This is a genomic window from Leclercia sp. LSNIH1, assembly GCF_002902985.1.
GTDB lineage: Bacteria > Pseudomonadota > Gammaproteobacteria > Enterobacterales > Enterobacteriaceae > Enterobacter.
Genome location: NZ_CP026167.1, coordinates 357772 through 382522 on the forward strand (window position 1 = coordinate 357772; position 24751 = coordinate 382522).

Genomic DNA, 24751 nt, shown 5'->3' on the forward strand with positions numbered 1-24751 from the left:
CCTGCTACAGTTTATTACGCTTCATCGCCGAACCAGCAGATATTACGTGCGGCCATGATGAGTTCGCCGGCTTTCTCGTCGGTTAAACCTTCGATATCGGCCAGGTCATCAACGCCTTGCTCAGCGAGATCTTCCAGCGTACAAACACCACGGGCAGCCAGCTTGAACGCGATCGCACGATCAAGACCTTCCAGATTCAGCAGGTCATCAGCCGGCTTGTTATCACCAAGGCTTTCTTCCTGAGCCAGTGCCAGGGTGGTCAGTGCGTTTTTAGCGCGTTCACGCAGGGCTTCAACGGTGGCTTCATCCAGACCGTCAATTTCCAGCAGTTCTTTCATTGGCACATAGGCCAGTTCTTCCAGCGTAGAGAAGCCTTCTTCAACCAGAACGGTGGCGAACTCTTCGTCAATGTCCAGATGCTTAGTGAAGGTATCAATCGCTGCATGGGCTTCAGCCTGGTGCTTCGCCTGCAGGTCGTCAACGGTCATCACGTTGAGTTCCCAGCCGCTCAGCTGCGACGCCAGACGGACGTTCTGACCGTTACGGCCAATCGCCTGTGCCAGGTTACCGGCTTCAACGGCGATATCCATGGTGTGCTTATCTTCGTCGACGACGATAGAGGCAACATCCGCCGGAGCCATCGCGTTAATCACGAACTGCGCCGGGTTGTCGTCCCACAGAACGATATCAATACGCTCGCCGCCGAGTTCAGTCGAAACGGCCTGAACGCGCGCGCCACGCATACCGACGCAAGCACCGACCGGATCGATACGTTTGTCGTTGGTTTTCACCGCGATTTTCGCACGGGAACCCGGATCGCGGGCAGCTGCTTTAATCTCGATAACTTCTTCGCCGATTTCCGGCACTTCGATGCGGAACAGTTCGATCAGCATCTCAGGCTTAGAACGGGTCACGAACAGCTGAGCACCGCGGGCTTCTGGACGCACGGAATAGAGTACGCCGCGAATACGGTCGCCCGGACGGAAGTTTTCGCGTGGCAGCATATCTTCACGCAGGATAACCGCTTCCGCGTTGTTACCCAGATCCAGGGAGATGTTGTCGCGGTTAACTTTTTTCACCACGCCGGTGATGATCTCACCTTCGTGCTCGCGGAACTGGTCAACAACCATCGCACGCTCAGCTTCACGTACTTTCTGTACGATAACCTGTTTCGCGGTCTGCGTGGTGATACGGTCGAAGGTCACAGATTCGATCTGATCTTCAACGTAATCATCAATGTTCAGGCTTTCATCTTCGAAACGCGCCGCTTCGAGGGTGATTTCCTTCGTGGGTTGGGTCACTTCTTCAACGATAAGCCAACGACGGAAAGTATCGAAGTCACCGCTTTTGCGATCGATTTCAACGCGGACATCGATCTCTTGTTCATATTTTTTCTTGGTTGCCGTAGCCAGTGCACTTTCCAGCGCTTCGAAAATTTTCTCACGCGGCAGGGCTTTCTCGTTGGAAACGGCTTCAACAACAGCCAAAATTTCTTTGTTCATCGCGGGCTTTTCACCTCAATCCAGACTGTTAAAAGTGGGGAACCAGGTTCGCCTTCTGGATATTACTCAGCGCGAACACTTCATCTTTGCCTTCGACTGTAACCGTGATCATCTCACCATCAACGGCTTTAATAACGCCTTGCCATTTACGGCGGTTCTGTACGGCCATGCGCAGAACGAGAGCCACTTCTTCACCAGTAAAGCGCGTGTAGTGTTCAGCCGTGAACATTGGTCTGTCGAGACCAGGCGAGGAAACTTCCAGGTTGTAGGCAACAGTAATGGGATCTTCAACGTCAAGAACCGCACTCACCTGGTGGCTGACATCAGCACAATCATCAACATTGATGCCATCTTCACTATCAATATAGATGCGCAGCGTGGATGTACGACCCCGAACGAATTCGATGCCGACCAGTTCGTAGCCCAGTGCTTCGACCGGTGCTGTAATCATCTCTGTTAATTTTTGCTCTAATGTGGACAAGCCCACCCCCAAGACGTAAAAAAAGGGCATAAAGCCCAGTTATTCTGTAGTCAGATAACAAAAAACCCCGATAAATCGGGGCTTTAGATAACTGAACCCTATAGCCACAACTGTGGCCTGGAGCACTTTCAAAAAGAATTTTTTCAAATCCAGCTACGAAGGCGCTAAGTCTTCACAGTATATTTGAAAAAGGACTTTATAGGAAAGTGGTTGCGGGGGCCGGATTTGAACCGACGACCTTCGGGTTATGAGCCCGACGAGCTACCAGGCTGCTCCACCCCGCGCCTGAAACGTGGCAAATTCTACTCGCTGTGGGTAAAAAATGCAAATAATGCTGGGATTTGGTACCGAGGACGGGACGTAAAATCGGCATACAGTATATTGATAGCGCACCCCCGCTGTCAACCTTGTGAACAGCAGCGATTAAGGCGGGAAATTTTTACAAAAAATCCACGAATCTCTTTCGGTACTTGCCAAAAGATGATTAAATGAAAACTCACTTATTCTGCATAAACATGCATTTTAGAGTGAAGCGTTCACTCATCAGTCAATCAAGCAGGGTTTTATTTTATGACGACGATTCTCAAGCATCTTCCGCAAGGACAACGTATTGGCATCGCTTTTTCCGGCGGTCTGGACACCAGCGCTGCACTGCTGTGGATGCGCCAGAAGGGAGCGGTTCCGTATGCATATACTGCGAACCTGGGTCAGCCGGATGAGGACGATTACGAAGCCATCCCGCGTCGCGCCATGGAGTACGGTGCAGAGAACGCACGCCTGATTGACTGCCGTAAGCAGCTGGTTGCCGAAGGTATCGCTGCTATTCAGTGCGGCGCTTTCCACAACACTACCGGCGGGCTGACCTATTTCAACACCACGCCGCTGGGCCGTGCTGTTACCGGTACGATGCTGGTTGCTGCCATGAAAGAAGATGGCGTCAACATCTGGGGCGACGGCAGTACCTATAAAGGCAACGATATCGAGCGCTTCTATCGTTACGGCCTGCTGACAAACGCCGAGCTGCAGATCTACAAGCCGTGGCTCGATACCGATTTCATCGATGAGCTGGGCGGCCGTCATGAAATGTCTGAATTTATGATCGCCTGCGGTTTCGATTACAAAATGTCGGTCGAGAAAGCCTATTCAACCGACTCCAACATGCTGGGTGCTACCCACGAAGCAAAAGACCTGGAATACCTGAACTCCAGCGTGAAGATCGTCAACCCGATCATGGGCGTGAAGTTCTGGGACGAAAACGTCAATATCCAGGCAGAAGAAGTGACCGTGCGTTTTGAACGCGGCCACCCGGTTGCCCTGAACGGTCAGACCTTCTCTGACGACGTGGAACTGATGCTGGAAGCTAACCGCATTGGTGGCCGTCACGGTCTGGGTATGAGCGATCAGATTGAAAACCGTATCATCGAAGCGAAGAGCCGTGGCATCTATGAAGCCCCGGGGATGGCGCTGCTGCACATCGCTTACGAGCGTCTGCTGACCGGCATTCATAACGAAGATACCATCGAGCAGTATCACTCCCACGGTCGCCAGTTAGGTAAACTGCTGTACCAGGGCCGCTGGTTCGATCCGCAGGCGCTGATGCTGCGTGATGCCCTGCAGCGTTGGGTGGCGAGCGCCATCACCGGTGAAGTGACCCTAGAACTGCGTCGCGGCAATGACTACTCGATTCTGAATACGGTCTCTGACAACCTGACCTACCAGCCAGAGCGTCTGACCATGGAAAAAGGTGATTCTGTCTTCTCGCCGGACGACCGTATTGGTCAGCTGACGATGCGTAATCTGGATATCACCGATACCCGCGCCAAGCTGTTCACCTATACCGAGAACGGTCTGCTCTCCGTCTCCACCGGTAACGGCCTGCCGCAGGTTGAGAATCAGGAAAACAGCGATAAGCAGTAATCGCGAATTAAGATGCAAAAGGCGCCTGAGGGCGCCTTTTTTATTGCCGAATTTCGTGACATGTAGGGCGGGCAAGCGCGGCGGTGCAACGCTTGCCGGGCCTACGAAAAGACAACGCACAGACGAAAAAAAAGACGTCTTTCGACGTCTTTCTTTCGGAATATTGGTACTGAGGATGGGACTCGAACCCACAAGCCCGTTAGGGCACTACCACCTCAAGGTAGCGTGTCTACCAATTCCACCACCTCAGCACAGATACTACTCTTACTGCGGGATATCGCTGGTCGGCTTACCCGGTGCAGCTGGCTGAGTCTGCTCAGATTTCGCTGGCGCGCTCAGGTTATCCCACTCGCTTCCTTTGTTGATCTTGTTGCTATTGATATTGCCAAGCGCCAGACTGATGATGAAAAACAGCGTTGCCAGAATCGCCGTTGCGCGGGTCATGAAGTTACCAGAACCACTTGAACCGAACAGCGTACCAGAAGCGCCTGCTCCAAAAGAGGCCCCCATATCAGCGCCTTTACCTTGCTGCAGCATGATCAGCGCTACCAGAGCGATGGCTACAATAAGGAAAACAACCAAAAGAGCTTCGTACATAATCAACCTGTTCCTTGCGGATTTGCCGCATACCAATGCTTCAACCAATAAGCAGGAATTTTGCTTTCCCACTGAAGCGGGTGTGAATACTAACCAAAGCGAATGACCTTCGCAAGGGCAATTTCAGCTCATTGTATCAAGTGCGGAAAAAAACAGCAAAACCGCCACAACTGTACAAAACAAAGGCGGCATAAGCCGCCTTTTTAAACACTTACCAGAGGTTATGCAGCTTTTACCGCATCCGCGATGCGATGGGCAAACTCGGTGACCTGTGCTTCGTCTTCCCCTTCCACCATCACACGGATCAGCGGTTCGGTACCCGACTTACGCAGCAGAACGCGGCCACGGGAGCCCAGCGCCGCTTCCACTTCAGCCATCACCGCTTTCACGTTCTCGTTTTCCAGTGGATCGCCCTTACCTGCCGTAAAGCGAACATTGACCAGGATCTGCGGGAACATTTTCATCCCACTGCACAAATCGTGCAGGGACATATGGTTACGCACCATCGCTGCCACAACCTGCAGGCTCGCCACGATCCCGTCACCGGTAGTGGTTTTATCGAGCAGGATCACGTGACCGGAGTTCTCCGCACCGATGCGCCAGCCTTTCTCCTGCAGTTTTTCCAGTACGTAACGGTCGCCAACCTTCGCGCGCGCAAACGGGATACCCAACTGCTTGAGCGCCAGCTCCAGGCCCATGTTGCTCATCAGCGTTCCAACGGCGCCACCGCGCAGCTGTCCCTGACGCAGCCCTTCGCGGGCGATGATATAGAGGATCTGGTCGCCATCGACTTTATTGCCTTCATGGTCAACCATGATGACGCGGTCACCATCGCCATCGTAAGCAATCCCGAGATCGGCCTTCTCCGCCAGTACGCGCGCCTGCAGAGCGCGAACATCCGTTGCACCTACCTCGGCATTGATATTCAGACCGTTTGGCTCGCAACCGATGGCAACAACCTGCGCGCCCAGTTCGCGGAATACGTTAGGGGCGATGTGGTAGGTTGCACCGTTAGCGCAGTCCACCACGATTTTCAGATGACCCAGGCTGAGTTCGTTCGGGAAGGTGCCTTTGCAAAATTCAATGTAGCGACCCGCAGCATCGACGATACGGCTGGCTTTACCCAGCTCAGCGGAGTCAACGCAGGTCAGCTCTTTTTCCATTTCCGCTTCAATCGCTTCTTCAACGTCATCCGGCAGTTTGGTGCCGTCAATGGAGAAGAATTTGATGCCGTTATCGTAGAACGGGTTATGCGAGGCAGAGATCACGATGCCCGCTTCGGCACGGAACGCGCGGGTCAGATAGGCCACTGCGGGGGTCGGCATAGGGCCCGTGAAAGAGGCGGAGAGCCCAGCGGCAGACAGACCCGCTTCCAGTGCGGATTCGAGCATGTAACCGGAAATACGCGTATCTTTACCGATAATGATTTTGCGCGACCCGTGGCTTGCCAGCACCTTGCCAGCCGCCCAGCCTAACTTCAGTACAAACTCAGGAGTGATTGGCGCATCGCCCACGCGTCCACGAATGCCGTCGGTACCAAAAAATTTACGATTACTCATAGCGGGAGTTTTCCTTAGCTGCCAGTGTGGCTTCCACCACTCGCATGGCTTCTGCTGTTTCTTTTACGTCATGGACGCGAATTATATGTGCTCCCTGCATCGCTGCAATCACCGCACAGGCCAGGCTGCCACTTAGACGTTCTGATGGCCCAACGTTAAGCAGTTGGCCTATCATGGATTTTCTCGACATTCCGACCAGCAGCGGCAGGCCAAAATGGTGAAACTCCGATAAGCGCGCAAGAAGTTCGTAGTTGTGAGAGAGATTTTTACCGAAACCGAAGCCCGGGTCGAGCAGCAATTTCGCTTTTGCGATACCGGCACGTTCACAGCGCGCAATATGCTCTTCAAAGTAGCGGTTCACGTCCGCAAACACGTCGCTGTATTTCGGCGCATCCTGCATGGTTTTCGGCTGGCCCTGCATATGCATCAGGCATACCGGTAAACCGGTCTCAGCAGCCGCCTCAAGCGCACCGGGCTCGGTGAGGGAGCGAACGTCATTGATAATGTGAGCGCCCACTCTTGCCGATTCGCGAATCACCTCAGGTTTGGAGGTATCGACAGAGATCCAGACTTCGAAACGCTGGGCTATCGCCTCAACGACCGGGATAACGCGCGATAACTCTTCATCAACACTGACATCCGCAGCCCCAGGTCGCGTTGACTCTCCACCTACGTCGATGATCGTCGCGCCAGCGTTGATCATCAGATTCGCATGCCTGACCGCATCAATAAGCGAGTTATGCGTGCCGCCATCGGAAAAAGAGTCTGGCGTGACATTCAGGATCCCCATCACATGGGGATGAGAAAGATCGAGATAAGAATCCTGGGCGAAGAGTTTCATAGCAAATCCCTGATTTTTGGTTAAGCAGACAAGAAAAACCCCGGGGCAAGCCCCAGGGTTTCAGGTTAAGAGAAGATCATTGACAGCGGTGGCTTATTTATCGCCCAACTGTTCTGACATGGTGTTACCCGGGTTTGGCGTACGCGGTTCATCGACCGGACGCGGCGCACGTGGCGTACCGTTGTTGTCAGAGTTGTTAGAGGCACCTGGATCTTCCCAGCCCGCAGGCGGACGAACATCACGGCGAGCCATCAGGTCATCAATCTGCGGCGCATCGATGGTCTCATATTTCATGAGCGCATCTTTCATGGCGTGCAGGATATCCATATTGTCATTCAGGATCTGACGGGCGCGACCGTAGTTACGTTCAATCAGCGCTTTCACTTCCTGGTCGATGATACGAGCTGTCTCATCGGACATATGTTTCGCTTTCGCCACGCTGCGGCCAAGGAACACTTCGCCTTCTTCTTCCGCATAGAGCAGCGGACCAAGTTTGTCGGAGAAGCCCCACTGGGTCACCATGTTACGCGCCAGGTTGGTCGCGACTTTAATGTCGTTAGACGCACCGGTCGAAACATGTTCCACACCGTAGATAATCTCTTCTGCCAGACGACCACCATAGAGGGTTGAAATCTGGCTTTCCAGTTTCTGGCGGCTGGCACTGATAGCATCGCCTTCCGGCAGGAAGAACGTTACGCCAAGCGCACGGCCACGTGGAATAATCGTCACTTTATGCACCGGATCGTGTTCCGGCACCAGGCGACCGATAATCGCGTGACCCGCTTCGTGGTAAGCCGTGGACTCTTTCTGCGCTTCCGTCATCACCATGGAGCGACGTTCCGCACCCATCATGATTTTGTCTTTCGCTTTCTCGAACTCCACCATGGAGACCACACGCTTGTTGCCACGGGCAGCAAACAGTGCAGCTTCGTTCACCAGGTTAGCCAGATCGGCACCGGAGAAGCCCGGCGTACCACGTGCAATAATTGCCGCATCGATGTCCGGAGAGAGTGGTACGCGACGCATATGCACTTTCAGGATCTGCTCACGGCCACGAACGTCTGGCAGACCAACCACAACCTGACGGTCAAAACGACCTGGACGCAGCAGCGCAGGGTCAAGAACGTCCGGACGGTTAGTTGCGGCGATAACGATAATGCCTTCGTTACCTTCAAAGCCATCCATCTCAACCAGCATCTGGTTCAGCGTCTGCTCACGTTCATCGTGACCACCGCCCAGGCCCGCGCCACGCTGGCGGCCTACGGCGTCGATTTCATCGATGAAGATGATGCACGGTGCGGCTTTCTTGGCCTGTTCGAACATGTCACGCACACGAGATGCACCCACACCCACGAACATTTCAACGAAGTCAGAACCGGAAATGGTAAAGAACGGCACCTTCGCTTCACCTGCGATGGCTTTCGCCAGCAGGGTTTTACCGGTACCAGGAGGACCTACCATCAGAACGCCTTTCGGGATCTTACCGCCCAGTTTCTGGAAACGGCTCGGCTCACGCAGGTATTCAACCAGTTCACCCACCTCTTCTTTCGCTTCGTCGCAACCTGCAACGTCAGCAAAAGTGGTTTTGATCTGGTCTTCCGTCAGCATACGCGCCTTGCTCTTGCCGAACGACATGGCGCCTTTGCCACCGCCGCCCTGCATCTGACGCATAAAGAAGATCCAGACGCCGATAAGCAGCAGCATCGGGAACCAGGAAATGAAGATAGAAGCCAGCAGGCTTGGCTCTTCCGGCGGCTCGCCGACAACCTTAACGTTTTTAGTCAGCAGGTTATCAAGCAGCTTAGGATCGTTCACCGGAATGTAAGTCGTGTAACGGTTACTATCTTTCTTGGTAACGTTGATCTCACGTCCGTTGATACGCGCTTCGCGAACCTGATCCTGGTTGACCTCTTGCAGGAAGGTAGAGTAGTCCACCTTACGGCCATTAGACTCGCTGGGCCCAAAGCTCTGGAATACTGACATCAGCACAACGGCAATGACCAGCCAGAGTATTAGGTTTTTCGCCATGTCACTCAAGGGATTAACCTCTTATTACAACTGTGTTAAAAACAGCGTCAGGATACTCTGTATCCGATTTATTTCAAACTTTCGCCTGAAATTCACCGGTTATCATTTTCGCCCGGTCGCTACAATATACACTTCACGTGAACGCGCACGCGAAGAGTCCGGTTTACGAACTTTGACCTTCGTAAACAGGGAGCGAATTTCCTTCAGATACTCCTCGAAACCTTCGCCCTGGAACACCTTTACTAAAAAACTACCACCCGGCGCTAATACATCACGACACATTTCTAACGCCAGTTCTACCAGATACATGGAGCGGGGGATATCCACCGCCGGTGTTCCGCACATATTTGGCGCCATATCGGACATGACAACCTGAACTTTACTGTCACCTACCCGTTCAAGTAACGCTTTCAGTACTAATTCATCACGAAAATCGCCCTGAAGGAAGTCCACACCAACGATAGGATCCATAGGTAAAAGATCGCAGGCGATAATTCGGCCCGTTCCGCCGATTTGCGTTACCGCATATTGCGACCATCCACCGGGCGCTGCACCGAGGTCAACAACTGTCATCCCCGGTTTAAAGAGTTTGTCACTTTGCTGTATTTCATCAAGTTTAAACCAGGCACGGGAACGTAACCCCTTTTTCTGTGCCTGTTGAACATATTTATCGCTAAAGTGTTCCTGGAGCCAGCGGCTCGAGCTAGCAGAACGCTTTTTACCTGTCATTTAACTTTCCGTCCTGGTTCATCGTAGCCTGTGGTGTAAATTTCCACTCAGCAATTTGGCGATATTAGGGAGATGGCGGTAGAATGAACCGTTTTCAATCCCAACGTAAGCAAAAATATACGATGAATCTGAGTACTAAACAAAAACAGCACCTTAAAGGTCTGGCACATCCGCTCAAGCCTGTAGTTATGCTTGGCAACAATGGTTTGACCGAAGGGGTACTGGCCGAGATTGAACAAGCGCTGGAGCACCACGAATTAATCAAGGTGAAAATCGCCTCTGAAGACAGAGACACCAAGACCTTGATCGTGGAAGCAATCGTGCGCGAGACCGGCGCCTGTAATGTACAGGTCATCGGTAAAACGCTGGTGCTCTACCGCCCATCTAAAGAGCGTAAAATCTCGCTGCCACGCTAAGATTATCCTGAATTGAACACATTTACTGTGTAAAACGAGGGGTTTTTCTTTAGCAGGTGAGCAAAATGCCATGCTCCTTGAGTTGATAAAAGGCCGCTATGCGGCCTTTTTCCTATCTTTACAATCTATCAACATCTGTCCGGGGATGCGAATTACAGGTAATCAACCTTGGTAATTTCGAATTCCACTTCGCCGCCTGGCGTACGGATGGTGACGACATCGTCCTGCTCTTTCCCCACCAGACCGCGTGCGATTGGCGAGTTTACTGAGATCAGATTCTGCTTAAAATCAGCCTCGTCATCACCCACGATGCGGTAGGAGACCTCTTCGTCCGTATCCAGATTGATCACGGTGACGGTAGAGCCAAAAATCACGCGTCCGTTATTTGGCATTTTTGTGATATCAATCACCTGCGCATTTGACAGCTTGGCTTCGATATCTTTGATACGCCCTTCGCAGAACCCCTGCTGCTCACGCGCGGCGTGATACTCAGCATTCTCTTTCAGATCGCCATGCTCACGTGCTTCCGCAATGGCGGCGATGATTTCAGGGCGGCGAACAGATTTCAAAAAATCCAGCTCTTCACGCAGTTTTTCAGCACCACGTAAGGTCATCGGAATAGCTTGCATTTGTTATACCTCTTTGACATTCCTGTTAGGTACGGTTAACCGACCCGACTACTGGCCCCGCAGGCATCGCAGCCTGGCACAGGTCAGAAGCAAAAGAAAACTGACCCGGAAACAATGTTCCAGGTCAGCAGCAATTATTCAGTTTGATACGTATTTTAACGCGAAGTTCAGTATGGGTCATCGTTTACTTTACAGGGCGTTGGGCCGTAGTATGACGGTTTGTTTCCGGGTTGTTAGCGCGAGATTATGCGATTTTCCAGATTTATCATCGGATTGACCACCACTGTTGCGTTCACTGTCCAGGCAGCGAACGTTGATGAGTATATTAATCAGCTGCCCGATGGCGCCAATCTTGCCCTGGTCGTGCAAAAGGTAGGAGCTCAGGCGCCTGAGATTGATTATCACAGCCAGCAGATGGCGCTGCCTGCCAGTACCCAAAAGGTGATCACGGCGCTGGCTGCCCTGCTGCAGCTTGGGCCCGACTTTCGTTTTACGACCACGCTTGAAAGCAAAGGCAGCATTGAGAACGGTGTGCTGAAAGGCGATCTTATTGCCCGTTTTGGCGGCGATCCGACATTTAAGCGTCAGGATATCCGCAACATGGTCGCCGTGCTAAAGAAGTCTGGCGTACAGCGCATTGAAGGCAATGTGCTTATCGATACGTCCATTTTTGCCAGCCACGATAAAGCCCCCGGCTGGCCGTGGAATGATATGACTCAGTGCTTTAGCGCCCCGCCCGCGGCCGCGATCGTCGATCGCAACTGCTTCTCCATTTCGTTATACAGCGCGCCCAAACCGAACGATTTAGCCTTCATTCGGGTGGCCTCTTACTATCCGGTCAACATGTTCAGCCAGGTGCGTACCCTGGCGAAAGGTTCCCCGGAAGCGCAGTACTGCGAACTGGATGTCGTCCCGGGCGATTTGAACCGCTTTACCCTGACCGGCTGCCTGACGCAGCGGGCCGATCCACTGCCGCTGGCCTTCGCCATTCAGGATGGCGCAAGCTATGCCGGGGCGATCCTTAAGAATGAACTGAAGCAGGCCAACATCACTTACAGCGGTACCCTGCTGCGTCAGACGCAGAGCAACGAGCCCGGCACCGTGATTGCCAGTAAGCAGTCGGCGCCGCTGCACGATCTGCTGAAGATCATGCTGAAAAAATCGGACAACATGATCGCCGATACCGTATTTCGCATGATTGGGCATGCCCGCTTTGGCGTACCTGGCACCTGGCGTGCCGGTTCAGATGCGGTTCGTCAGATCCTCCGCCAGCAGGCTGGCATCGATCTTGGCAACACCATCGCAGTCGATGGTTCGGGTCTGTCGCGCCATAACCTGATCTCTCCTGCCACCATGATGCAGGTCCTTCAGTACATTGCTCAGCACGACACTGAACTAAACTTTATCTCAATGCTGCCGCTCGCCGGTTATGACGGCTCCCTGCAGTACCGTGCGGGCCTGCACGCCGCGGGCGTCGATGGCAAAGTCTCCGCCAAAACGGGCTCCCTGCAGGGGGTGTATAACCTTGCCGGGTTTATCACCACCGCCAGCGGACAGCGGATGGCATTCGTGCAGTATCTTTCTGGCTACGCGGTGGAACCTGCCGACCAGCGTAACCGCCGTATCCCGCTGGTGCGCTTTGAAAGCCGGCTTTACAAGGACATTTATCAGAACAACTAGCGATGAAATTACTCATTGTTGAAGACGATCTGCTGTTACAGGAAGGACTGGCGCTGGCGCTCTCGGCTGAAGGTTACACGCTTGATTGCGCGGGTACCGCCGCCGAAGCTGATGGCCTTATCCAGAGCGGCGAATACAGCCTGGTGATCCTCGATCTTGGCCTGCCCGATAAAGATGGCGCCACCCTGCTAAGCCAGTGGCGCCGACGGGGTATCGATAATCCTGTGCTGATCCTGACCGCCCGCGACGCGCTGGAAGACCGGATTAACGGCCTGGACTCCGGTGCCGATGACTATCTGGTGAAGCCCTTTGCGCTGGCAGAACTTCAGGCGCGCGCCAGAGCGTTGATCCGGCGCTATCAGGGGCACAGCGATAACCTGCTCAGCGATGGCGATCTGACGTTAAATCTGCAAACCCAGCAGGTTTTACAGCAATCCCAGCCGGTCGAAGTGACCCCTAAAGAGTTTGCTCTGCTAACCCGGCTGATTATGCGCACCGGTCAGACCGTCCACCGGGAAACCTTACAGCAGGATATTTACTCCTGGCAGGACGATCCCGGCTCTAATACGCTGGAGGTGCATATTCATAATCTGCGACGCAAGCTGGGCAAAGACCGGATCAAAACGGTACGCGGCGTGGGATATCGCCTTGAGAGTCAAAAATGAACAGCATGCGCCGTCGTCTGATGGTGCTGTTGGCAGTCATTCTGCTTTTCTTTCAACTGATCAGCGTCATCTGGCTCTGGCATGAGAGCCGGGAGCAAATTAGCTTTCTGGTGAGCGAGACGCTGTCGGCAAAATCCCGCAACCAGCATGTCGAGAAAGAGATCCGGGAGGCGATCGCCTCGTTGCTGGTCCCTTCGCTGGTGATGGTCGGATTTACCCTGCTCTTCTCTTTCTGGGCCGTCAGCTGGATCACCCGTCCGCTGAATCAGCTACGCACCAGCCTTGCGAACCGTTCTGCCGATAATCTTACGCCGCTGCCGATGTACTCCGATATGGAGGAAATAGGCGCCGTCACCACCTCGCTGAATCAACTGCTCGCCCGGCTGGATCAAACCATTCAGCAGGAGCGCCTGTTCACCGCTGATGCCGCACATGAGCTGCGTACGCCGCTGGCGGGTATTCGCCTGCATCTGGAGCTGATGGCGCAGTCAGGCTCGCCTCAGGCGACGACGCTGATTACCCGAATCGATCAACTGATGCATACCGTAGAGCAGCTGCTAATGCTGGCCCGGGCGGGTCAAGCTATGGCCAGCGGCCACTACGACACGGTTAACTGGAGCGAAGCCATTATTGCGCCGCTGGCGCTGGAGAATGAGGTAAAAAGCCATACCCTCATCTGGCCGCAGGCGAGCCCACAGAACGTACAGGGCGATGCAATCCTGTTACGGCTAATGTTGCGCAATTTGCTGGAAAACGCAGTGCGTTACAGCCCGGCGGGAACCACTATTGAAGTCGCCATGCAGGAGGTCGACGGCGGTACGCAGGTGAGCGTCAGCGATCAGGGGCCTGGCATAGATGAAGCCCATCGCCAGTCGATTACCGAGCCGTTTCGCCGCATCGATCAACGCTATGGCGGAAGCGGGCTAGGGCTGAGCATCGTTCAGCGTATTGTACAGCTGCATCGCGGCAAGCTGACGCTGGAGAATCGCCCCGAAGGCGGCTTGATAGTCACCTGCTGGCTGCCAGAAACACTGAATTAAAAAGCCCCCTTGATAAGGGGGCTCTTGACGGTCTTAACGCTTATAGATGAATTCGACGCCTTCTTCGTCATCTTCATCCCAGTCGTCATCCCACTCTTCGTCGTCTTCTTCCACCTGCTCTTCAAGCTGCTGACGGTGGTAGTCATCCCACATGAATTCGACTTTCTCAGGCTGTTTCGCTTCTTCTGCCTGCGTTACCGGGTTCTCGATGATGAAGGTCATCACATCCCAGCACAGCTCTTTCACGCCCATCTGGCTTGCGGCGGAGATGAGATAGTACTTGTCTTCCCAGCCCATCGCTTCGGCAATGGCTTTCGCCTTCGCTTCGGCTTCCGCTTTATCCATCAGGTCGATCTTGTTGAAGACCAGCCAGCGCGGCTTGGCAGCCAGTTTGTCGCTGTATTTTTCCAGCTCGCCGATAATGATACGGGCGTTTTCCACCGGATCGGAACCGTCGATAGGATCGATATCGATGAGGTGCAGCAGAACGCGGCAACGCTCAAGGTGCTTCAGGAAGCGAATACCCAAGCCCGCCCCTTCGGCAGCGCCTTCGATCAGGCCCGGGATATCGGCCACGACGAAGCTCTTCTCGTTGTCCATACGCACCACGCCGAGGCTGGGTACCAGGGTGGTAAACGGATAGTCGGCCACTTTTGGTTTGGCCGCAGAGACAGCACGGATAAAGGTGGATTTACCTGCGTTTGGCATCCCCAGCATACCCACGTCCGCCAGCAGCATCAGTTCCAGCTGCAGATCGCGCTTATCACCCGGCGTACCCATCGTCTTCTGACGCGGGGTACGGTTAACGGAGGATTTGAAACGGGTGTTACCCAGACCATGCCAGCCGCCTTTAGCGACCATCAGGCGCTGACCATGCTTGGTCATATCACCCATGGTTTCGCCAGTACCCTGATCGATAACGCGCGTTCCGACAGGGACTTTAACCGTGACGTCTTTTCCGCGTTTACCGGTACAGTCACGGCTCTGGCCATTCTGACCGCGCTCAGCACGGAATGATTTTTCGAAACGGTAATCGATCAGGGTGTTGAGGTTTTCGTCCGCCTCTAACCACACGTCACCGCCGTCGCCGCCGTCGCCGCCGTCAGGGCCGCCACGGGGAATGTATTTTTCGCGGCGGAAGCTTACGCAACCATTACCGCCATCACCTGCCACGACCAGGATCGTTGCTTCATCAACAAACTTCATTTTACTCTCCGTAAATCATTCGCCTGAGCGGGGGCCGCTTCATTTTTGCGCCAACGTCCCCAAAGACGATGACCAATGGCGGAATACATCGCGCCCGCAACCACGACAAACGCACCGAGATAAGCCAACAGGTTTAACATCGGTTTGACGAAGAAATCGGGCCAGGCCATTGATAATAAATCTGAAAATAACAGTGTAAACAGTGGCGTTAGCGTAATCAGCGCACTTACCTGCGCTGCCTGCCAGCGCGCCATCGCTTCTGCCAGCGCGCCATAACCCACTAACGTGTTCAGACCACAAAAGATCAGACACGCCAGCTGCCAGTCGCTTAACTGGGAAATGACTCCCGGCTTCGCCAGTGGCAACAGGGCAATAGTACATAAAGTGTACAGCAAAAACAGAATCTGCTGTGACGCCAGACGGCGTAATAACACCTTTTGCGCGACGCCATAACTTACCCATACCGCCGCCGCGCCCACCCCAAAAATCACACCCCAGGTGTAATCCGTCAGGCGGGTAAAAATCTCTATCAGACTGGTATTGAAGAACAACACCAGACCGCAAAGCAGCATCAGTGCCCCGATAATCTGCGTGCCGCGCATCTTCTCCTTCAGGATAAAGACGCTGGCAACCATCATGCCTACCGGCGAGAGCTGGCCAATTACCTGCGAGGCCGTGGGACTGAGGTATTGCAGGGAAGAACTGAACAGAATGAAGTTCCCGAACAGGCCGCCTGTCGCAATCGCCAGCAGCACCAGCCAGCGCGGTTTGCGAAAGATGCGCAGCGGAGGAAGCTTACCCTTTAGCGCAAGGATAATGCCCAATCCAATACCGGCCATCAGGAAGCGGTAGAAGACCACCGTTGGCGGCTCCATCACTTCCAGTACCTGCTTCATTGCAATTGGCAGCGCACCCCAGCACATTGCGGTAGTGAGCGCCAAAAGAATACCAATGCCGGCCTGCTGCTTCATGCCCGTTTTCCCTACCGAAAAAATTACCGGGTTTCCAATGTAAAAAGCCCCGCAACACGTTGCGGGGCTTTAATCCGTTACCGGACCGAGAAAACCTTACTCAGCAACAATGCTGATGTATTTACGGTTGTTCGGGCCTTTAACTTCAAATTTCACTTTACCGTCTGCTTTAGCAAACAGAGTGTGGTCACGACCGCAACCTACGTTGTTACCCGCGTGGAACTTAGTGCCACGCTGACGAACGATGATGCTACCCGCCAGAACGGTTTCGCCACCGAAACGCTTAACGCCGAGGCGTTTAGCTTCTGAATCGCGACCGTTACGTGTGGAGCCGCCAGCCTTTTTATGTGCCATTTAAATCTCTCCTCAGGTCTTAGGCGCTGATGCCAGTAATTTTCACATCAGTGAACCACTGACGGTGGCCCTGCTGCTTACGGTAGTGTTTACGACGACGAAACTTAACGATTTTAACTTTCTCGCCACGACCATGAGCAACAACTTCAGCTTTGATAACGCCGCCATCAACGAAAGGAACGCCGATTTTGACTTCTTCACCGTTTGCGATCATCAGAACTTCAGCGAATTCAATAGATTCGCCAGTTGCGATGTCCAGCTTTTCCAGGCGAACGGTCTGACCTTCGCTTACTCGGTGTTGTTTACCACCACTTTGGAAAACCGCGTACATATAAACTCCGCTTCCGCGCACATCCTCGTGTGATTCAGAGTGCGCTATAAATATTCACAATAGGGCGCGAATATTACGCAAAACGCGAGCCTTTGACAAGTGCTACAGTCAATACATGAAGAAAAAAAACACAACACGTACGGTAACGTTTATCTGCCGCGTTTTTTCAGTACAATCAGCGCTACTATTGATAAACCGAACCCTTCGTTAGCCCATTTGACATGTGGTAAACAGGACTTAAAGCCCGGCTTTTGCGATGAATTTAGAAAAAATCAATGAGTTAACCGCGCAAGATATGGCGGGTGTGAATGCAGCGATCCTGGAACAGCTCGATTCTGACGTTCAACTAATCAATCAGTTGGGTTATTACATCGTCAGCGGCGGGGGTAAACGCATCCGTCCGATGATCGCTGTGCTGGCCGCCCGCGCGGTCGGCTATCAGGAGAACGCGCACGTAACGATCGCAGCGCTGATCGAATTTATCCATACCGCCACGCTGCTGCATGATGACGTTGTCGATGAGTCCGATATGCGTCGTGGCAAAGCCACTGCCAACGCCGCGTTCGGCAATGCAGCCAGCGTACTGGTAGGCGATTTTATCTATACGCGCGCTTTCCAGATGATGACCAGCCTGGGATCGTTGAAGATCCTGGAAGTGATGTCCAAAGCGGTGAACGTCATCGCGGAAGGTGAAGTTCTGCAGCTGATGAACGTCAACGACCCGGACATCACCGAAGAGAGCTACATGCGGGTGATCTACAGCAAAACCGCCCGTCTGTTTGAGGCCGCTGCCCAGTGCTCCGGTATTCTGGCCGGCTGTACTGACGAGCAGGAGCGTGGGCTGCAGGATTACGGGCGCTACCTTGGCACCGCCTTCCAGCTGATTGACGATCTGCTCGACTATAGCGCCGACGGCGAAACGCTCGGCAAGAACGTCGGTGATGACCTGAACGAAGGTAAACCGACGCTGCCGCTGCTGCATGCTATGCGTAACGGCACCCCTGAGCAGGCTAAGCTTATCCGCGAAGCCATTGAGCAAGGAAACGGCCGACACCTTCTGGAACCAGTACTGGAAGCAATGGCAACCTGTGGTTCCCTGGAATGGACGCGCCAGCGTGCAGAGGAAGAGGCCGATAAAGCGATCGCCGCACTTCAGGTCATCCCTGACAGCCCATGGCGAGATGCCCTGATCGGGCTCGCGCATATTGCCGTTCAGCGCGATCGATAATCCTCAATGAACTCTCTTTTACGTGAAAAGAGAGTTCCAATAAGCTCCAGTTTTTATCCATCAAATTGTTAAATAATCCGCTTACAGGCCGCATGATTAAAGCCCTGGCAAAATCCGAATATTGCCTCCTGTAATGCGAACTTTTTAGAACCGATGTTCGAAGAAGGTATAGTAACACTGTCATTTAAGAGGAAATGACGTACATGTACCCGAACAGAGGGATAGCTGAATGGATAAGAAATTTACCGACTGGCACTCGGCCGATATCATCGCCGCGCTGCGTAAAAAGGGAACATCGCTTGCTGCAGAATCCCGCCGTAATGGCCTGAGTTCATCCACCCTGGCAAATGCGCTGACCCGCCCCTGGCCAAAGGGAGAACTGATCATTGCTACGGCACTCGGCACTGACCCCTGGATTATCTGGCCATCGCGCTACTACGACCCGATCACGCACGAATTTGTCGACAGAACGCGCATGATGCGCCAGAAAAAACAAGAAAAAGAGCGCCAGGAATGACGCTCATCTAAACGGGACTAGCAACCCCCCGGTCAATGTGGCAGGGGGCTGCCGGGACGATTACTCGCCTTTTACACGCTCAATATTTGCACCCAGGGCGCGCAGTTTATCTTCAATGCGTTCATAGCCGCGATCGATGTGATAAATACGATCCACGAGCGTCGTACCTTCCGCAATACAACCTGCCAGCACCAGGCTCGCAGAAGCACGCAGATCGGTTGCCATCACCTGAGCACCAGACAGTTTCTCTACGCCATGACAGATCACGGTATTACTTTCGATCTCAGCGTGGGCGCCCATACGGATCAGTTCCGGTACGTGCATAAAACGGTTTTCAAAGATCGTTTCAGTGATCACACCCGTCCCTTCCGCCACCAGGTTCAGCAGAGTGAACTGGGCCTGCATATCGGTCGGGAATGCCGGATGCGGAGAGGTACGCACGTTAACGGCTTTCGGACGCTTACCGTGCATATCCAGGCTGATCCAGTCTTCGCCAGTTTCAACATCGGCACCGGCTTCGCGCAGTTTTGCCAGTACCGCGTCCAGCGTATCAGGCTGGGCGTTGCGGCAGACGATCTTACCGCCGGAGATGGCTGCAGCGACCAGGAAGGTCCCGGTTTCGATACGGTCAGGCAGGACGCGATATACACCACCACCCAGACGTGCAACGCCTTCAATGGTAATACGATCGGTGCCCTGACCGGTGATCTTCGCGCCCAGCGTATTCAGGAAGTTCGCGGTATCCACGATCTCCGGCTCGCGCGCGGCGTTCTCGATGATGGTGGTCCCTTCGGCCAGCGTCGCTGCGGACATGATGGTGACGGTAGCGCCAACGCTTACCTTGTCCATCACGATGTGGGCGCCTTTCAGACGGCCATTCACGGAGGCCTTCACGTAGCCCTCTTCCAGCTTAATTTCTGCGCCCAGCTTCTCAAGGCCAAAAATGTGCAGATCCACCGGACGCGCACCAATGGCGCACCCGCCCGGCAGAGAGACCTGGCCCTGCCCAAAACGGGCCACCAGCGGACCCAGCGCCCAGATGGATGCGCGCATGGTCTTCACCAGATCGTAAGGGGCTGAGAAGTTATTTACGTTGCTGGCATCGATCCATACGGATCCGTTACGCTCAACCTTGGTACCCAACTGGCCGAGCAGTTTCATGGTGGTATCAATGTCTTTCAGCTTCGGTACGTTCTGGATCTCTACCGGCTCTTCCGCAAGCAGTGCGGCGAAGAGGATCGGCAGCGCGGCATTTTTAGCGCCGGAAATTGTGACTTCGCCCTGGAGACGCGTCGGCCCCTGAACACGAAATTTGTCCATGTAATTACTCTCTGTATGAATTCAACCGTGCTGCGGGCAAATCACCCTCAGCTCAAAAACCGTTTAGTTTGCGATCGCGTGCCCACTCTGTAGGGGTAAACGCCTTGATCGACAGGGCATGGATACGATTATCCGCGATATATTCCATCAGCGGCGCATAGACAGCCTGCTGCTTCTTCACGCGGCTCATGCCGTCAAAAATCTCACCCACAGCAATAACCTGAAAGTGGCTGCCGTCGCCGGAGACGTGGACTTCCTGAAGGGCAAGTGCGTTCATCAGCACTGTCTGGATTTCATGATTTTCCATGGGTTCTATATCATCTGGTAGTGAAAACAAGCCCAACATCTTAGAGCAAAGTGGCGCGGTCTTAAATAAGCAAAAAGCCCCGACGATGAAACTGTCAGGGCTTTTGATAGTAACGTACTGAAAAAATTAGCGGGGCAATACGTCTTCCGGCAGATTATAGAGCTGGGCCAGGGTGACGACATTGTCGCTGACGCCCGAAAGCGTCACCGGGATGCCCTGCTGCTTGCCCGTTGAGACCAGATGAACCAGCAACGCTACACCCGCCGTATCCACGCGAGAGATACCGCTCAGGTCGATACGGGAAACCCCCTTCATGGCATCGTCCCGCGCATCCCACAGAGGATTCAGATAATCCTGATCCAGCTCGCCTGAGAGTAATAACGTCTCACCCTCACGGGTCCAGCTCAACTGCGACATAATTACTTGTTTCCTTCCAGGGTAATTTTCTGACGTGCGATGCTGTTCAGCTGCGCGGTCAGACCATCAATGCCCTTGGTACGCAGCAGATCGCTCCATTCGTTCTGCTTGGTGGTGATCATGCTGACGCCTTCCGCAATCATGTCGTAAGCCTGCCAGTTACCGCTCTGGGTGTTCTTACGCCACTGGAAATCCAGACGCACTGGCGGACGACCGTTCGGATCGACGATGGTCACGCGAATAGGCACGATGGTCGCAGAACCCAGCGGCTGTTCCGGTGCGATCTGATACGTCTGACCGTGGTACATGGCGAGAGCCTGACCGTAGGCCTGCTTCAGATATTCACGGAACGCAGCGAAATAGGCTTCGCGCTGCGCAGGCGTTGCGTCTTTGTAGTAACGGCCCAGCACCAGCGCGCCGGCATATTTCACCTGGACATAGGGCAGCAGTTCCTGGTCAACCACATCACGCAGGTAATCAGGATTGGAGCGGATCTTCGGCTGCTCATTTTTAAGGCGATCGAAGGTTTTCTTTGCTGCCTCATTCATCTGTTGATAAGGATTGCTCTGATCGGCTGCGTTAGCTGCAGTCAGAGGGGCAATCATCAGCATGGCAACCATTAACAGTCGTTTAATCATGAATTACTTCTCCTGAGATGAATTCGTCGTGCCAACAGGCGGCGTAATGTCACTCTGCGCAGGGGTCTGCGCAGCTTGATTCTCGTCACCCCCTTTACTGTTGCTGTTGTAAAGGAACTGACCAATCATATCTTCCAGCACCATGGCTGATTTCGTATCCTGAATCACGCCACCGTCTTTCAGGATAGTCGTTCCCAGCTCGGGATCCTCAAAACCGACGTTCAGCGCCAGATATTGTTCCCCTAACAGACCGGATGTACGGATAGAGAGGGAGCTGGTGTCCGGGATATGGTTGTAGCGCTCTTCGATATCCAGCGCCACGCGTGGCAGATAGGTTTTCTCATCGAGGGTGATATCGGCAACACGCCCTACTACCACCCCGCCAATACGCACCGGAGAACGGCTCTTCAGGCCACCGATGTTATCGAAGGTGGCATAAATACGGTATGTCGGCTCGGTGCGGATGGTCGTTACGTCCGCCACTTTAAAGCTTAAAAAGAGTGCTGCCAGCAGCGCCAGCAGGACAAATACGCCAACCCAAATTTCTACTTTTTTCGTTTGCATGAACTCATTTCCCAAACATCAGTGCGGTGAGCACAAAATCCAGAGCCAGTATGGCCAGCGACGAATGAACAACGGTACGGGTGGTTGCCCGGCTGATACCGGCAGAGGTCGGGATCGCATCGTAGCCATTGAACAGCGCAATCCAGGTGATCGTCACGGCAAATACCGCGCTTTTAATCAGGCAGTTAACCAGATCCAGACGCCAGTCAACGGCGCTTTGCATCGCTGACCAGAAGAAGCCGGCATCGATCCCTTTCCACTGCACGCCAACCATCGAACCGCCCCAGATGCCGACCGCGACAAAGAGGATCGTTAACAGCGGCAGCGAAATCATACCGGCCCAGAAGCGCGGCGAGATGACCCGACGCAGCGGATCCACGGCCATCATTTCCATACTGGAGAGCTGCTCCGTGGCGCGCATCAGGCCGATTTCAGCGGTCAGCGCTGAACCGGCACGCCCTGCGAATAACAGCGCGGCGACCACCGGCCCCAGCTCACGCAGCAGGGAGAGCGCCACCAGCATTCCGAGGCTGGTTTCTGCGCTGTAGGTGGTGAGAACCAGATACCCCTGCAGCCCCAGCACCATCCCGATAAAGACCCCGGAAACGATGATAATGAGCATCGACAGCACGCCGACATTATACAGCTGGCGTACCAGCAGAGGGGCATGTTTGCGGAATTCCGGTTTCCCGACCAGCGCATTGAATAACATCAACCCGGCACGCCCGAACGTCCTGATGGTTTTTATGCCACGGTGTCCGAGAGCGGCCAACGCATTTAACAGCATGAGTGGCTTAACTCCCTATTCCCAATAGATCTTTATGATAATCACCCGCAGGATAACGGAACGGCACGGGGCCATCTGCAATGCCGTCGAGGAACTGACGAACTCGCGCATCGCTGTTGGTCTGCAATGATTGGGCACTGCCATGCGCCACAATTTTTTTATCCGCTACGATATAGGCGTAGTCGGCAATGCTCAGCACTTCCGGTACGTCGTGAGATACCACAATACAGGTTACACCCAGCGCGCTGTTCAGCTCAGAGATAAGTTTGACCAGCACGCCCATGGTGATAGGGTCCTGCCCGACAAACGGCTCATCGAACATGATCAAATCGGGTTCCAGCGCAATCGCGCGCGCCAGCGCCGCCCGGCGGGCCATACCACCAGAGAGTTCAGAAGGCATCAGCTTCGCCGCCCCACGCAGTCCCACAGCCTCGAGCTTCATCATCACGGTGCTTTTCAGCAGCGCCGGCGGCAGGCGCGTATGCTCGCGCAGCGGGTAGGCGACATTATCGAAGACATTCATGTCAGTAAATAGCGCCCCGGACTGGAACAGCATGCTCATGCGTTTACGCACGGTATAGAGGCGCGAACGTGACATCGCCGGAATATTTTCGCCATCAAAAAGGATCTCGCCCTCGCCTGGCGGAATTTGCCCCCCAATCAGGCGTAACAGCGTTGTTTTACCAATGCCGGAAGGGCCCATGATGGCGGTAATTTTACCGCGGGGCACGGTGAGAGAGATGTTGTCAAAAATGACCCGGCTGCTGCGCGTGAAGCTGACGCCACGGACATCGACTATATTCGCCTCATTCAGGCTCATGTACATTTCCTTTCTGTTGCCGGTTCAGGATCAGCTTGATGCCTGATTTCGCCGCAAACCCAACATTTTTACAGAATATTACCTCTGCAGGTAAGCGAAAGCTGGCATTTGTTTTACTTTTACAGCGCATAAAGTCAAAATTAGGATTCGTTACATCTACAGACAGTATGCAGCGGCAGAGATTTTTTCTCAGTGGACCGGCGAGTATACCTGAAGAAAGGACTTTTGATGCTTCTTGCAACGGCACTGTTAATAATTGGTTTACTTTTGGTGGTCTACAGTGCCGACCGTCTGGTGTTCTCCGCTTCTATCCTCTGCCGTTTGTTGGGTGTTCCCCCCCTGATTATTGGGATGACGGTGGTCAGCGTAGGCACTTCCCTGCCGGAGATCATCGTCTCTGCGGCCGCCTCGATGCACGATCAGGTTGATCTTGCGGTGGGAACGGCTATTGGCTCCAATATCGTCAATATCTTGCTCATCCTGGGCCTGGCTGCGCTACTGCATCCTTTTCGCGTGCATTCTGATGTTCTGCGGCGTGAATTACCGCTAATGTTAATTGTCAGCCTGCTGGCGGGTTATGTGTTATATGACGGGCAGTTAACCCTCAGCGATGGCATTTTTCTGCTGGCGCTGGCGGTCATCTGGCTGTTTTATATCGTGAAGCTTGCCCGGGCGGCAGAAAAGCAAGGCAGTGACACGTTAACCCGCGAACAGGTGGCAGAGCTGCCGCGTGAGGGGAACTTACCCGTCGCGCTGCTCTGGCTGGGCGTGGCGTTAATCATCATGCCCATGGCGACGCAGATGATTGTAGATAACGCTACGGTTCTGGCCAACTATTTCGCCATGAGCGAGTTAACCATCGGCCTGACGGTGATTGCCATTGGTACCAGTTTGCCTGAGCTCGCAACGGCTATCGCCGGGGCGCGTAAGGGTGAAGACGACATGGCGATTGGCAATATCATCGGCTCGAATATTTTTAATATTGCTATCGTGCTTGGCCTGCCTGCCCTGATTGCCCCTGGCGCGTTTAATCCGCTCGCGTTCAGCCGCGATTATGGGGTGATGGTCTTAGTCAGCGTAATTTTCGCCCTGCTCTGCTGGCGGCGAAAAAGGCAGATTGGTCAGGGCGCTGGTGCGCTGCTGACGGTGGGATTTGTCGTATGGATGGCGATGCTGTACTGGCTCTCGCCGCTTCTCTCTGGGTAAA

General features: G+C 53.9%; 27 protein-coding genes and 2 tRNA genes. 8 read left to right on the top strand and 21 right to left on the bottom strand.

Features of this window, described 5'->3' with window-relative positions:
* Positions 1 to 14: 14 nt before the first annotated feature.
* The 3 genes from nusA to C2U54_RS01915 all read right to left on the bottom strand — a co-directional run bounded on the left by nusA (position 15) and on the right by C2U54_RS01915 (position 2267).
* Complete coding sequence (gene nusA / locus C2U54_RS01905) at positions 15 to 1502, bottom strand: transcription termination factor NusA (RefSeq protein WP_103177167.1); 1488 nt, start codon at positions 1500 to 1502, stop codon at positions 15 to 17.
* 28 nt (positions 1503 to 1530) lie between these two features.
* Entirely contained in the window at positions 1531 to 1983 is a 453-nt protein-coding gene (gene rimP / locus C2U54_RS01910) for a ribosome maturation factor RimP (protein ID WP_139156304.1), read from the bottom strand.
* A gap of 207 nt (positions 1984 to 2190) precedes the next feature.
* A tRNA-Met gene (locus C2U54_RS01915) sits at positions 2191 to 2267 on the bottom strand.
* Between the two features lie 286 nt (positions 2268 to 2553).
* Between C2U54_RS01915 and argG the strand changes: the two genes are divergently transcribed.
* Positions 2554 to 3900 (top strand): argininosuccinate synthase, encoded by a 1347-nt coding sequence (argG, locus tag C2U54_RS01920; RefSeq protein ID WP_103177169.1) that lies wholly within the window; start codon positions 2554 to 2556, stop codon positions 3898 to 3900.
* A gap of 164 nt (positions 3901 to 4064) precedes the next feature.
* Here the strand turns inward: argG and C2U54_RS01925 are convergent.
* From C2U54_RS01925 to rlmE, 6 genes are all read right to left on the bottom strand, one after another.
* Positions 4065 to 4151: transfer RNA gene (locus C2U54_RS01925), tRNA-Leu, on the bottom strand.
* 13 nt (positions 4152 to 4164) lie between these two features.
* Positions 4165 to 4497 (bottom strand): preprotein translocase subunit SecG, encoded by a 333-nt coding sequence (secG, locus tag C2U54_RS01930; RefSeq protein WP_103177170.1) that lies wholly within the window; start codon positions 4495 to 4497, stop codon positions 4165 to 4167.
* Positions 4498 to 4718: 221 nt separating this feature from the next.
* Positions 4719 to 6056, bottom strand: a complete 1338-nt coding sequence (gene glmM / locus C2U54_RS01935; RefSeq protein WP_103177171.1) for a phosphoglucosamine mutase — start codon at positions 6054 to 6056, stop codon at positions 4719 to 4721.
* Positions 6049 to 6897: a dihydropteroate synthase gene (gene folP / locus C2U54_RS01940; RefSeq protein ID WP_103177172.1), complete on the bottom strand. Its 849-nt coding sequence runs from the start codon at positions 6895 to 6897 to the stop codon at positions 6049 to 6051. Before folP ends, glmM begins: the two co-directional genes overlap by 8 nt.
* A gap of 93 nt (positions 6898 to 6990) precedes the next feature.
* Entirely contained in the window at positions 6991 to 8925 is a 1935-nt protein-coding gene (gene ftsH / locus C2U54_RS01945) for an ATP-dependent zinc metalloprotease FtsH (RefSeq protein ID WP_039031647.1), read from the bottom strand.
* Positions 8926 to 9027: 102 nt separating this feature from the next.
* The gene (gene rlmE / locus C2U54_RS01950) at positions 9028 to 9654 is read right to left on the bottom strand and encodes a 23S rRNA (uridine(2552)-2'-O)-methyltransferase RlmE (protein ID WP_103177173.1); all 627 of its coding nucleotides are present in this window, start codon (positions 9652 to 9654) and stop codon (positions 9028 to 9030) included.
* A 122-nt stretch (positions 9655 to 9776) separates the two neighbouring features.
* Between rlmE and yhbY the strand changes: the two genes are divergently transcribed.
* Positions 9777 to 10070 (top strand): ribosome assembly RNA-binding protein YhbY, encoded by a 294-nt coding sequence (yhbY, locus tag C2U54_RS01955; protein WP_032614629.1) that lies wholly within the window; start codon positions 9777 to 9779, stop codon positions 10068 to 10070.
* 152 nt (positions 10071 to 10222) lie between these two features.
* Here yhbY and greA read toward each other — a convergent pair whose 3' ends face one another.
* Positions 10223 to 10699 (bottom strand): transcription elongation factor GreA, encoded by a 477-nt coding sequence (gene greA / locus C2U54_RS01960; RefSeq protein ID WP_103177174.1) that lies wholly within the window; start codon positions 10697 to 10699, stop codon positions 10223 to 10225.
* Between the two features lie 246 nt (positions 10700 to 10945).
* On the opposite strand from greA, the gene dacB reads away from it, so the two are divergent.
* Genes dacB through pmrB form a run of 3 tightly spaced genes read left to right on the top strand, consistent with a single transcriptional unit; the run spans position 10946 to position 14084 of the window.
* A complete protein-coding gene (gene dacB / locus C2U54_RS01965; protein WP_103177175.1) occupies positions 10946 to 12379 on the top strand; it encodes a serine-type D-Ala-D-Ala carboxypeptidase in 1434 nt (477 codons plus the stop codon).
* 2 nt (positions 12380 to 12381) lie between these two features.
* Positions 12382 to 13044, top strand: a complete 663-nt coding sequence (pmrA, locus tag C2U54_RS01970) for a two-component system response regulator PmrA (protein ID WP_103177176.1) — start codon at positions 12382 to 12384, stop codon at positions 13042 to 13044.
* Entirely contained in the window at positions 13041 to 14084 is a 1044-nt protein-coding gene (pmrB, locus tag C2U54_RS01975; protein WP_103177177.1) for a two-component system sensor histidine kinase PmrB, read from the top strand. Before pmrA ends, pmrB begins: the two co-directional genes overlap by 4 nt.
* A gap of 33 nt (positions 14085 to 14117) precedes the next feature.
* On the opposite strand, the gene cgtA is transcribed toward pmrB, so the two are convergent.
* The 4 genes from cgtA to rplU all read right to left on the bottom strand — a co-directional run bounded on the left by cgtA (position 14118) and on the right by rplU (position 16946).
* Positions 14118 to 15290 carry an Obg family GTPase CgtA gene (cgtA, locus tag C2U54_RS01980; protein WP_103177178.1) on the bottom strand — a complete coding sequence of 391 codons (1173 nt, stop codon included), beginning with the start codon at positions 15288 to 15290 and terminating at the stop codon, positions 14118 to 14120.
* Entirely contained in the window at positions 15287 to 16261 is a 975-nt protein-coding gene (locus C2U54_RS01985) for a DMT family transporter (RefSeq protein WP_103177179.1), read from the bottom strand. Before C2U54_RS01985 ends, cgtA begins: the two co-directional genes overlap by 4 nt.
* A gap of 96 nt (positions 16262 to 16357) precedes the next feature.
* Entirely contained in the window at positions 16358 to 16615 is a 258-nt protein-coding gene (gene rpmA, locus C2U54_RS01990) for a 50S ribosomal protein L27 (RefSeq protein WP_007673187.1), read from the bottom strand.
* A 19-nt stretch (positions 16616 to 16634) separates the two neighbouring features.
* Positions 16635 to 16946 (bottom strand): 50S ribosomal protein L21, encoded by a 312-nt coding sequence (gene rplU, locus C2U54_RS01995; RefSeq protein ID WP_042325074.1) that lies wholly within the window; start codon positions 16944 to 16946, stop codon positions 16635 to 16637.
* Between the two features lie 256 nt (positions 16947 to 17202).
* Between rplU and ispB the strand changes: the two genes are divergently transcribed.
* The gene (gene ispB / locus C2U54_RS02000; RefSeq protein ID WP_103177180.1) at positions 17203 to 18174 is read left to right on the top strand and encodes an octaprenyl diphosphate synthase; all 972 of its coding nucleotides are present in this window, start codon (positions 17203 to 17205) and stop codon (positions 18172 to 18174) included.
* Between the two features lie 229 nt (positions 18175 to 18403).
* The gene (sfsB, locus tag C2U54_RS02005) at positions 18404 to 18691 is read left to right on the top strand and encodes a DNA-binding transcriptional regulator SfsB (protein WP_103177181.1); all 288 of its coding nucleotides are present in this window, start codon (positions 18404 to 18406) and stop codon (positions 18689 to 18691) included.
* 60 nt (positions 18692 to 18751) lie between these two features.
* Here the strand turns inward: sfsB and murA are convergent, their stop codons facing one another.
* From murA to mlaF, 7 genes are all read right to left on the bottom strand, one after another.
* On the bottom strand, positions 18752 to 20011 hold the full coding sequence (gene murA, locus C2U54_RS02010; protein ID WP_039031637.1) for a UDP-N-acetylglucosamine 1-carboxyvinyltransferase: 1260 nt from the start codon (positions 20009 to 20011) through the stop codon (positions 18752 to 18754).
* Positions 20012 to 20063: 52 nt separating this feature from the next.
* On the bottom strand, positions 20064 to 20318 hold the full coding sequence (gene ibaG, locus C2U54_RS02015) for a BolA family iron metabolism protein IbaG (protein WP_103177182.1): 255 nt from the start codon (positions 20316 to 20318) through the stop codon (positions 20064 to 20066).
* 126 nt (positions 20319 to 20444) lie between these two features.
* Entirely contained in the window at positions 20445 to 20738 is a 294-nt protein-coding gene (gene mlaB, locus C2U54_RS02020) for a lipid asymmetry maintenance protein MlaB (protein WP_103177183.1), read from the bottom strand.
* Positions 20738 to 21373 (bottom strand): phospholipid-binding protein MlaC, encoded by a 636-nt coding sequence (gene mlaC, locus C2U54_RS02025; RefSeq protein ID WP_103177184.1) that lies wholly within the window; start codon positions 21371 to 21373, stop codon positions 20738 to 20740. The genes mlaB and mlaC overlap by 1 nt, the downstream gene beginning before the upstream one ends.
* A 3-nt stretch (positions 21374 to 21376) precedes the next feature.
* Complete coding sequence (gene mlaD / locus C2U54_RS02030) at positions 21377 to 21937, bottom strand: outer membrane lipid asymmetry maintenance protein MlaD (protein ID WP_103177185.1); 561 nt, start codon at positions 21935 to 21937, stop codon at positions 21377 to 21379.
* A gap of 4 nt (positions 21938 to 21941) precedes the next feature.
* Entirely contained in the window at positions 21942 to 22724 is a 783-nt protein-coding gene (mlaE, locus tag C2U54_RS02035) for a lipid asymmetry maintenance ABC transporter permease subunit MlaE (protein WP_032614466.1), read from the bottom strand.
* A 7-nt stretch (positions 22725 to 22731) separates the two neighbouring features.
* A complete protein-coding gene (gene mlaF, locus C2U54_RS02040; protein ID WP_103177186.1) occupies positions 22732 to 23544 on the bottom strand; it encodes a phospholipid ABC transporter ATP-binding protein MlaF in 813 nt (270 codons plus the stop codon).
* A gap of 228 nt (positions 23545 to 23772) precedes the next feature.
* Here mlaF and C2U54_RS02045 point away from each other — a divergent pair, with 228 nt between their 5' ends.
* Entirely contained in the window at positions 23773 to 24750 is a 978-nt protein-coding gene (locus C2U54_RS02045) for a calcium/sodium antiporter (RefSeq protein WP_103177187.1), read from the top strand.
* Position 24751: the final 1 nt, after the last annotated feature.

What these genes read in the sequence shown, in the direction of transcription:
- nusA (WP_103177167.1), bottom strand. Translation starts at nt 1,502, where the DNA reads ATGAACAAAGAAATTTTGGCTGTTGTTGAAGCCGTTTCCAACGAGAAA.
- argG (WP_103177169.1), top strand. Translation starts at nt 2,554, where the DNA reads ATGACGACGATTCTCAAGCATCTTCCGCAAGGACAACGTATTGGCATC.
- secG (WP_103177170.1), bottom strand. Translation starts at nt 4,497, where the DNA reads ATGTACGAAGCTCTTTTGGTTGTTTTCCTTATTGTAGCCATCGCTCTG.
- glmM (WP_103177171.1), bottom strand. Translation starts at nt 6,056, where the DNA reads ATGAGTAATCGTAAATTTTTTGGTACCGACGGCATTCGTGGACGCGTG.
- folP (WP_103177172.1), bottom strand. Translation starts at nt 6,897, where the DNA reads ATGAAACTCTTCGCCCAGGATTCTTATCTCGATCTTTCTCATCCCCAT.
- ftsH (WP_039031647.1), bottom strand. Translation starts at nt 8,925, where the DNA reads ATGGCGAAAAACCTAATACTCTGGCTGGTCATTGCCGTTGTGCTGATG.
- rlmE (WP_103177173.1), bottom strand. Translation starts at nt 9,654, where the DNA reads ATGACAGGTAAAAAGCGTTCTGCTAGCTCGAGCCGCTGGCTCCAGGAA.
- yhbY (WP_032614629.1), top strand. Translation starts at nt 9,777, where the DNA reads ATGAATCTGAGTACTAAACAAAAACAGCACCTTAAAGGTCTGGCACAT.
- greA (WP_103177174.1), bottom strand. Translation starts at nt 10,699, where the DNA reads ATGCAAGCTATTCCGATGACCTTACGTGGTGCTGAAAAACTGCGTGAA.
- dacB (WP_103177175.1), top strand. Translation starts at nt 10,946, where the DNA reads ATGCGATTTTCCAGATTTATCATCGGATTGACCACCACTGTTGCGTTC.
- pmrA (WP_103177176.1), top strand. Translation starts at nt 12,382, where the DNA reads ATGAAATTACTCATTGTTGAAGACGATCTGCTGTTACAGGAAGGACTG.
- pmrB (WP_103177177.1), top strand. Translation starts at nt 13,041, where the DNA reads ATGAACAGCATGCGCCGTCGTCTGATGGTGCTGTTGGCAGTCATTCTG.
- cgtA (WP_103177178.1), bottom strand. Translation starts at nt 15,290, where the DNA reads ATGAAGTTTGTTGATGAAGCAACGATCCTGGTCGTGGCAGGTGATGGC.
- C2U54_RS01985 (WP_103177179.1), bottom strand. Translation starts at nt 16,261, where the DNA reads ATGAAGCAGCAGGCCGGCATTGGTATTCTTTTGGCGCTCACTACCGCA.
- rpmA (WP_007673187.1), bottom strand. Translation starts at nt 16,615, where the DNA reads ATGGCACATAAAAAGGCTGGCGGCTCCACACGTAACGGTCGCGATTCA.
- rplU (WP_042325074.1), bottom strand. Translation starts at nt 16,946, where the DNA reads ATGTACGCGGTTTTCCAAAGTGGTGGTAAACAACACCGAGTAAGCGAA.
- ispB (WP_103177180.1), top strand. Translation starts at nt 17,203, where the DNA reads ATGAATTTAGAAAAAATCAATGAGTTAACCGCGCAAGATATGGCGGGT.
- sfsB (WP_103177181.1), top strand. Translation starts at nt 18,404, where the DNA reads ATGGATAAGAAATTTACCGACTGGCACTCGGCCGATATCATCGCCGCG.
- murA (WP_039031637.1), bottom strand. Translation starts at nt 20,011, where the DNA reads ATGGACAAATTTCGTGTTCAGGGGCCGACGCGTCTCCAGGGCGAAGTC.
- ibaG (WP_103177182.1), bottom strand. Translation starts at nt 20,318, where the DNA reads ATGGAAAATCATGAAATCCAGACAGTGCTGATGAACGCACTTGCCCTT.
- mlaC (WP_103177184.1), bottom strand. Translation starts at nt 21,373, where the DNA reads ATGATTAAACGACTGTTAATGGTTGCCATGCTGATGATTGCCCCTCTG.
- mlaD (WP_103177185.1), bottom strand. Translation starts at nt 21,937, where the DNA reads ATGCAAACGAAAAAAGTAGAAATTTGGGTTGGCGTATTTGTCCTGCTG.
- mlaE (WP_032614466.1), bottom strand. Translation starts at nt 22,724, where the DNA reads ATGCTGTTAAATGCGTTGGCCGCTCTCGGACACCGTGGCATAAAAACC.
- mlaF (WP_103177186.1), bottom strand. Translation starts at nt 23,544, where the DNA reads ATGAGCCTGAATGAGGCGAATATAGTCGATGTCCGTGGCGTCAGCTTC.
- C2U54_RS02045 (WP_103177187.1), top strand. Translation starts at nt 23,773, where the DNA reads ATGCTTCTTGCAACGGCACTGTTAATAATTGGTTTACTTTTGGTGGTC.